The organism is Mucilaginibacter sp. (genome assembly GCF_964263795.1).
GTDB lineage: Bacteria > Bacteroidota > Bacteroidia > Sphingobacteriales > Sphingobacteriaceae > Mucilaginibacter.
Genome location: NZ_CAXVWK010000114.1, coordinates 1 through 8,204, shown reverse-complemented (window position 1 = coordinate 8,204; position 8,204 = coordinate 1). Strand labels below are relative to the sequence as shown.

Annotated in this window: 9 protein-coding genes; 6 read left to right on the top strand and 3 right to left on the bottom strand. The window is 44.5% G+C overall.

The window, feature by feature from the left end; all coding sequences use genetic code 11:
• From ACE5CV_RS18365 to ACE5CV_RS18355, 3 genes are all read left to right on the top strand, one after another.
• A partial coding sequence (locus ACE5CV_RS18365) for an MFS transporter (RefSeq protein ID WP_374951657.1) occupies positions 1-292 on the top strand: 292 nt, incomplete at its 5' end.
• Positions 293-300: 8 nt separating this feature from the next.
• Positions 301-1,029, top strand: a complete 729-nt coding sequence (locus ACE5CV_RS18360) for a (Fe-S)-binding protein (RefSeq protein ID WP_374951656.1) — start codon at positions 301-303, stop codon at positions 1,027-1,029.
• 138 nt (positions 1,030-1,167) lie between these two features.
• Positions 1,168-1,479 (top strand): hypothetical protein, encoded by a 312-nt coding sequence (locus ACE5CV_RS18355; RefSeq protein ID WP_374951655.1) that lies wholly within the window; start codon positions 1,168-1,170, stop codon positions 1,477-1,479.
• Positions 1,480-1,508: 29 nt separating this feature from the next.
• On the opposite strand, the gene ACE5CV_RS18350 is transcribed toward ACE5CV_RS18355, so the two are convergent.
• A complete protein-coding gene (locus tag ACE5CV_RS18350) occupies positions 1,509-2,906 on the bottom strand; it encodes an MBL fold metallo-hydrolase (protein ID WP_374951654.1) in 1,398 nt (465 codons plus the stop codon).
• Between the two features lie 193 nt (positions 2,907-3,099).
• Between ACE5CV_RS18350 and ACE5CV_RS18345 the strand changes: the two genes are divergently transcribed.
• Entirely contained in the window at positions 3,100-4,191 is a 1,092-nt protein-coding gene (locus ACE5CV_RS18345) for an MBL fold metallo-hydrolase (RefSeq protein ID WP_374951653.1), read from the top strand.
• Positions 4,192-4,212: 21 nt separating this feature from the next.
• Here ACE5CV_RS18345 and ACE5CV_RS18340 read toward each other — a convergent pair whose 3' ends face one another.
• Complete coding sequence (locus tag ACE5CV_RS18340; RefSeq protein WP_374951652.1) at positions 4,213-6,045, bottom strand: ABC transporter ATP-binding protein; 1,833 nt, start codon at positions 6,043-6,045, stop codon at positions 4,213-4,215.
• Between the two features lie 284 nt (positions 6,046-6,329).
• Here ACE5CV_RS18340 and ACE5CV_RS18335 point away from each other — a divergent pair, with 284 nt between their 5' ends.
• On the top strand, positions 6,330-6,539 hold the full coding sequence (locus ACE5CV_RS18335; RefSeq protein WP_374951651.1) for a hypothetical protein: 210 nt from the start codon (positions 6,330-6,332) through the stop codon (positions 6,537-6,539).
• On the opposite strand, the gene ACE5CV_RS18330 is transcribed toward ACE5CV_RS18335, so the two are convergent.
• Positions 6,523-7,299 carry an S-adenosyl-l-methionine hydroxide adenosyltransferase family protein gene (locus ACE5CV_RS18330; protein WP_374951650.1) on the bottom strand — a complete coding sequence of 259 codons (777 nt, stop codon included), beginning with the start codon at positions 7,297-7,299 and terminating at the stop codon, positions 6,523-6,525. The genes ACE5CV_RS18335 and ACE5CV_RS18330 overlap by 17 nt on opposite strands.
• Positions 7,300-7,400: 101 nt before the next feature.
• On the opposite strand from ACE5CV_RS18330, the gene ACE5CV_RS18325 reads away from it, so the two are divergent.
• On the top strand, positions 7,401-8,204 hold an 804-nt coding region (locus ACE5CV_RS18325), incomplete at its 3' end, for a PhoH family protein (protein WP_374951649.1).

Below are 8,204 nucleotides of genomic sequence, written 5' to 3'. Positions count from 1 at the left end.
TGTAGGCCTCGTAATGGGTGGCATCCAATCGTTATCTCGCTCCACTTACTCTAAATACCTGCCCGAGCATATCACCGATACAGCGTCGTTCTTCAGTTTTTACGATGTAACGGAAAAATTGGCGATAGTTGGCGGCCTATTCAGTTTTGGGTTGATAGAGGAGTGGACTGGCAGCATGCGGAATTCTACACTGGTGTTATGCGGATTTTTTGTGATTGGTTTGATTATGTTATTGAACCTGCTGAATGCGGAAAAAAAAGTGCAGAAAAAATCGGAATTTAGCGCTCTTTAATCTGTTACATGACCGTAGAGTTATTCATCCCCTGTTTTATAGATCAGTTATACCCCGAAACGGCGTTTAATACGGTTAAGGTTTTAGAAAAGGCTGGCTGCGTAGTTAAGTATAACCTCGAACAAACCTGCTGTGGGCAACCTGCTTTTAATGCCGGCTTTTGGGACGATGCCAAGGCAGTAGGCACAAAGTTTCTGAACGATTTTCATGAAGACAGCGTGATCGTGTCGCCGTCAGCGTCGTGTACAGGTATGGTACGCAACTATTACAACGATTTGTTCACAAATACCACTTTGCATAATAAGTGCCGTAACATTCAGAGCAATATTTACGAGTTAAGCGATTTTTTGGTGAATATACTGCAGGTAGATTATTTCGGCGCCGAACTGGATGGACGCGCCGTCTATCACGACAGTTGCAGCGGATTACGGGAATGCAATATCAAAGATGAACCGCGGCAACTGCTCTCCAAAGTATTAGGATTAGAATTGGTTGACCTAAAGGACGGCGAAACCTGCTGCGGTTTCGGCGGTACTTTTGCTGTTAAATTCGATGCTATATCCAGCGCTATGGCACAGCAAAAAGTAGATAATGCACTGGATGCCAAAGCTGATTATATTATCTCTACCGATGCTTCCTGCCTGCTGCACCTGCAAGGCTACATAGACAAAAATAACCTGCCCATTAAAACTATCCACTTGGCAGATGTATTGGCTCATGGTTGGGGAAACGTTTAACCGCGATTAGAATTAAGCGACATAGGCGGACTCAGGAATAGAAAGAAAACGCCGCAATACACCCATCAAGCTGTCGTAATTAGCCTAACACTTAACCTGTCTTATACATAAATTTGTATAATAAAATTCAAACAATTTATGAAGGCGTTACGAGTAAATTATACCACTACGGCGGCATTTGCGCCAACAAACCAAGCCAACATTGCCGGTATCGTTGAGGAACTAAAAGAACTCAATCACCCAGGTATCAGATATAGCACATGGTTACTTCCGAACGGCAAAACCTTTATGCATTTCGATCAGTTCGAAAACGACGATGCACACGATGTATTAACTTCGCTTGCATCCTTTAAAAAATTTGATGAAGAACTATGGGCAAGCGGGTTAGAGTCAGAGCCGGTTGTAGAACTTATCACCTTGATAGCAGCGACAGAGACTTATTATGATTAAAATTGCTCCAACATCCTATTGAGCGAGTGTTATAATTCGTAAACTAAGTCCTTTTTTGGGATGGTAACTTTATAACCATCAGCTTCTAACGAATCACTTAGCGCCTGCATGCTGCTCTCTTCGCCATGCACCAGATAAACGCCCTTAAGTGTGCCCGCGTCCTGCGATCGGATGTTATTCATCAGATCATCATGATCACCATGTGCACTTAATACATCGGTTTTTTTGATGGTGGCATATACAGCCAGGTCGCGGTCCTTGATGTGCACGATAGGGTCACCGCGTAACAAGCGGTAACCCAACGTGCCTTTTGCGCAGTAGCCGATAAACAAAATAGTGCAGTAGTAATTCTGGATATTGTAAAATAGGTGGTCCTGTATTCGGCCACCCTCCAGCATCCCTGCGCTGGATATGATAATGCAGGGCTCATAATAATTAGACACCTGGCGGCTGTCTTTCAAACTTTCTACATAAGTTAGGTGATCAAAATCAAATTCGTCACCCTGCTTATTGTAAAATTCCTGCGCTTCTTCATTCACCAGGTGGTGGTGTTTTCTAAAAATGCTGGTAGCACGGGCAGCCATCGGGCTATCCACAAAAACCTTAACCGGTGGTAGCTTACCGCTGCTGAAGATCTTGTTTAGCGCAAACACTAATGACTGGGTGCGACCGATACTGAATGCAGGGATGATCAGACGGCCTTGTTCTTTAACGCAAACTTTATCTATGGTTTCAATCAAAGCCTCCTCTACAGATTTGTCACGCGTGTGATTGCGGCCGCCGTAAGTCGCTTCGGAAACAATATAGTCAACAGCAGGGAGCGGCTCGGGATCATTTAAAACCGGGTAATTTTTCCTGCCGATATCACCGGTAAAGGCGATAGATTTTTCGACGCCGTTATCGTTCACTTTTAAAATAGCAGCTGCGGCACCTAACAAGTGCCCTGCCTGGATGAAAGTCAGCTCAATATCGCCGGTAATGCGGAAAGGTTTATTAAAGCCTATAGTTACAAAACGCTCAACCGTATCCATCACATGTTTTTGCAGATATAATGGCTGAGGGCCGCTGCTGCCGTGCTTATGTTTACGACTGTGTCGTTTACCTTTTTGCGCTTTAGACAAAAATATGTTTACCGAATCTATTAGCAATAGTTCTGTCAGGTCAGCAGTGGGCGGGGTACACAAGATCTGGCCATTAAAACCCATTCGCACCAGTGTAGGGAGGTTGCCCGAGTGGTCGATATGTGCATGTGTAAGTATTACTACGTCAATATCCTCCGGCCGAAAGGTAAACTGTTCGTTTAAATGTATATTATGGTCTTTTTCGTAATCCAGCCCGCAGTCTATCAGTATTCGGTATTGCCCTACCTGCAGTAGGTGCATGCTGCCTGTAACCTGCCGGGCAGCGCCATGTATCGTTAGTTTCATCTATATCGCTCACAGGCCGCTTACAAGGGTAAGCTGCCTCATGCAATAATAATGATAAATCCTTAAAAGTTCGGTCCGACAGTGTTCTGTAATTGTAAAATGATGAGTAGAAAAGCCATTTTGACACATGGTACCTTCGTACTAAATCTGCTTTGTTAAAATAATCTTTTAGGCTTAAGCGTTATTTTTGAGAATGAAAATGACTTGTTTGAGGGCTGGGCTTGCTGCATTGTCGATAGTTGTTGCCGGCTGCGGCCTCGTTAGATCGGTAGGTAAGAACCCGGAAGGCGAGGAGCTTTCCCAGCTGGATACATTAGCTAACTATAAAAATGGCGGATTTGAGAATTTGGCTGAGCGTGCCGATTCGACGGTAAAACGTAATAAGTTGCTTTTGTTATTACATAACCGTTCTAAGGTTACCAGGCCTTCCCGCGGGTTGCCCTGGGTTAAAACTAATTTAAAAACGTTAACGGCAGCTGCACCTACCGTGGTATGGTTTGGGCATTCGTCGTTGCTTATAAAAGCCAGGCAGGGTAATATCCTGATCGATCCTGTTTTTAGTAACCATGCAGGCCCCATACCCGGGCTGGTTACAGCATTTAAAGGTACCTCCAATTATCACGCTAAGGACATGCCGCCGATTGATGTACTGATCATCTCGCATGATCATTACGATCACCTGGATTACCGCACCATTAAAAGATTGAAGGACCAGATCAAAATGGCAATTGTACCTAAGGGTGTAGGGGCCGACCTGTTATACTGGGGATTTGATTCTAAAAAGATTATCGAATTGAACTGGAACCAGTCGTTTACGTTACCTGGCGGCCTGCGTATTACTGCTACACCGGCTCAGCACCGCAGCAACCGCACTTATGCTAAATCGAATAAAACCTTGTGGGCGTCTTATGTGATCCAGGCAGGCCAGTACCGGATGTTCTATGGAGGCGATAGCGGTTACGGGCCGCTCTTTAAACAAATAGGCCAGCAATACGGCCCGTTCGACATGGCCTTTTTAGAATGTGGGCAATACAGCACCAATTGGCCCTGGGCTCATTTATGGCTGGAGCAACCTGCCCAGGCAGCTGCAGATTTAAACGCCCGTATGATGCAGCCTATCCACTGGGCTAAATTTGACGCGGCCGATCAAGCCTGGAACGAGCCTATAAAAAAACTGTTGCCTGCCGCAGCAAAATTGGGTATTCCGTTAAATGTGCCTCGCATTGGAGAACCTTACACGCTGGGATATCCTCCTAAAAAGGTAGTTTGGTGGAATTTCGAGTAATTGATAATTAAAATGTAAGTATTAGTTCTGGGCAGTTTCATACTGCAGCTGGCTTAGATAGCGATACAATCCTTCCTCATTTTCCATCAGCTGCTGATGATTACCGGTTTCCAAAACAACACCTTTTTCCAGCACGATAATTTTATCGGCTTCGCGAATAGTAGATAAACGGTGCGCAATGATCATTGATGTACGGCCTTTCATCAGCACTTCCAATGCCTCCTGTACCAGGCGTTCCGATTCAGAGTCGAGCGACGAAGTGGCCTCGTCCAAGATCAGTATCGATGGATTTTTAAGTAAAGCCCGCGCAATGGCGATACGCTGCCTCTGCCCGCCGGATAGCTTAACGCCACGCTCGCCAACTACAGTATCGTAACCCTCGGGGAAGGATGTAATAAACTGGTCGGCATTGGCTTTTTTCGCTGCCGCGATAATCTCATCATCGGTTGCTGTTAGTTTGCCGTAAGCAATATTTTCTTTAATGGTACCGCCAAACAGTAATACATCCTGTGGTACAATGGCCACTTGGTTGCGAATATCGGTCAACGCAAATTCGCCTGCATCCCTGCCATCAAATTGAATGGTACCGCTTTGTGGATGATAAAACTGCAATATTAACGCCGCCATGGTTGATTTTCCAGACCCGCTTGGCCCAACAATAGCAATACGCTGCCCTGCATCGGCACTAAATGATACGTCCTTTAATACCGTTAGTTCTGAACGTGAGGGATAAGCAAACACCACATTATTAAATGACAGGTTGCCCTGTATTTTTTGTCTGATCTCATTTTGGCTGGCATCGATAGAAACGTCTTCTCCGGTTTCGTCCAATATCTCCAGCACACGTTCGCTTGCACCTACGGCTTTTTGCATATTGGCGTACAACTCAGGGAAACTGCCCATGGCCGCCCCTACAAATATCGAGTACAAAATAAATGTTGTAAGGCTACCAACTGAAAGCTCGTGATGGCTTACCAGTACCGATCCGTACCAAATGACCCCTACTATAGCGCCAAACAAACAGAACACAATAAAGGACGCAAAAATGCCACGGAACACCGCGCCTTTAACAGCGATTTTCACTACCTCGCGCAGGTTTTTATTATAACGGGCAGCCTCGTATGCCTCGTTTACAAAGGCCTTAACGTTAGCTATGCCTTGTAGTGTTTCTTCAATAATGGTATTCGATTCCGCCAGCTTATCCTGTGCCTGGCGCGATAAATTACGTATGAATTTACCGAACACTACCGCTACTACGATCAGTACCGGCAGCATCAGCAGCAAAGCCAACGTCAATTTAAAAGATACTATGGTTAATAGCGTGATGCCGCCCACCAATAGCACCATCTGCCTGATCATCTCGGCAAAGGTGGTTGTCATCGTATCCTGAATCTGTGAAAGATCTGCCGAGATACGGCTGTTCAATTCACCCACCCGGCGGTTGGCAAAGAAGTTCATAGGCAGCGTAACCAGGCGGAAGTAAGTATCCCTCCGAATATCTGCAAGCGCTTTTTCTGACACCTGCACAAACCATACTACCCTGAAAAACGAAATAATTGCCTGAACAAATAGTACTGCAAAGGCCAGGGTGCCTATTGCGTTTATTGTAGGGGGCAGGAACTTGTATTTCTGTTTGCCTTGTGCAGCATCGATCAATGCACCTAAAAATGATGGGAACGCCAGCCCGGTTAAGCTGGATAGGAAAAGAAATATGATGGCAGCAATAAATTTGCCCCGGTGCGGTCTTAAGTACGAAATGAGTTTAGCAATTCGCCGTAAACTATCCAGGTTTATTTTTGCTTTTGGTAATTCTGCCTCTGCTTTACTGCCGCTATTCAGCCGTCCTCGTGCCATGTATAGATTGGGGGTTATTAAGAATGCAAAACTACAGGTTTAAATGTTGTGTTTAGTGAATGCGCAGGTAAATTTGACGTGACGGTGAGGGGATAGCCGTCAAGCTCACTCAAGAGGTTTGACAAGTGGCCGTCAACCGAGTTAAGTAAAGATTTTATGCCGATAGCCAATTGATGATTAGCGAACCTTTTAGTCTTGAATGTTTAATTATAATAAAACCGATTATCATGCTTGATTAAATAAATGAGTGTAGTTAAATTGGATTAACATAATCACTAAAGACGATGAAGATCAAATCAATATCAAAACGTGCGGGGATGCTGTTATCCGCTGGCCTTATTGTAATCGTATTCGCTCAGGTACTTACAAGATATGTTTTATTACCCGATTTTGTAAGAGGGGCAATGATGGGAGTGGGGATAGGCTTGCAGATAATCGCGCTGATCAAATTAAAGCAGGATAGAGAAAACGAATCGTCTACTGAAAATCAATAATCACACTATCGCCTAAATTCAACCCCAAAAGGCCGCTGGCGTTGCCTTTGTTAATAGCTATTTCAAGATGATCGCTGATGCCGAAAAGGCACAATTTTTCTCCTTCGGGAACTTCGTTATAATGCCAGCTTAGCTGGCTTATGGTCTCGTTACGTTTAAAGTACAGGATAAACCGGCGACCCTGCTGCACACGGTTAAAAAACTCTTTGGTGACATTGGTGATCACATTCTGGAAAGAGTCGATATAGATCACGGCACCTTTGATCAGGTTCTTCTCAATAACCGGCTGCAGCGTCATTTTATTTTCAACACTGGTTACCGGCAAACCTATCTCTGCAAGGGTACCGCCATCGGCTAAATGACAAGCAGCTTTCACAAAAATATCTGCCAGCGGGAAGTGTAAAAACTTCAGGTCCTGCATGATATTAATTTCCACAATTTCATCCGGCTCCTGCTCAAACATCAGTGAAAAGATGCCGTTATCGGCTCCAACAAAAAAGTGGTTTTTATAGCGGATAGCCAGGTAACGGGTGTAGGTATTGTACACAGTATCAATGCCTATCAGGTGCACCGTATCATCCGGAAAATAATAAAAGCTGTTCTTTAAAATGAAGGCGGCCTGCTGCACATTAAAGGGTGCAACATAGTTAGTAATATCAACAATATTTACTGTTGGCAGCAATTTATAAATACTACCTTTAAGGGCAGCCTGATAAATATCTTTATCGCCCAGGTCAGTAGTTAATGTTATAATTGCCATTAATTTTATAATATTTATTGCTAATCTTGTAAAGCATTTAAAGGTGCAAATATTCAATTTTTAATTCATAAAAATTCGTAACCGATAAAAATCAATTACTATTGAACGAGCTAAAGTTATCAATTGACCAGGTAAACCCAGCCGTGTTATGGGGCCCCAACAACGATCATTTCGAGATCATAAAAAAGCAATATCCTAAGCTTAAAATAGTTGCGCGCGGCAGTGAGGTTAAAGTGATGGGCGATGAGCAGGAGTTGAATCTTTTCCAGGCGAAATTTGATAGCCTTGTTGCACATATCGATAAATACGAAAGCCTTAACGTTAACGACGTAGAACGCATTTTAGGCGCTAAGCCATCGGCCAAACCGGCAACAGGTGAAGCTACTAAAGAAGATAAATTTGCCAACGGCGAAGTACTTGTATTTGGACCGAACGGAATTATGGTACGGGCACGTACGCCTAACCAGCACCGCATGGTGGATAGCCTGTCGAAAAATGACATCCTGTTTGCAATCGGGCCGGCCGGTACCGGTAAAACTTACACCGCAGTAGCGCTTGCGGTAAGGGCGTTAAAGAACAAAGAGATTAAACGTATTATCTTAACCCGCCCGGCCGTAGAAGCAGGGGAGAACCTGGGTTTTTTACCGGGCGACCTGAAAGAAAAGATCGACCCGTATCTGCGCCCGTTGTACGATGCGCTGGATGATATGATCCCGGCCGAAAAGCTGAAGCTATACCTGGAGAACCGTACCATCGAGATTGCACCGCTAGCATTTATGCGCGGCCGTACACTGGATAACTGTTTTGTGATATTGGACGAGGCGCAAAATGCCACCGATATGCAGTTGAAGATGTTTTTAACCCGTATGGGGCCATCTGCAAAGTTCATTGTTACCGGTGATGTA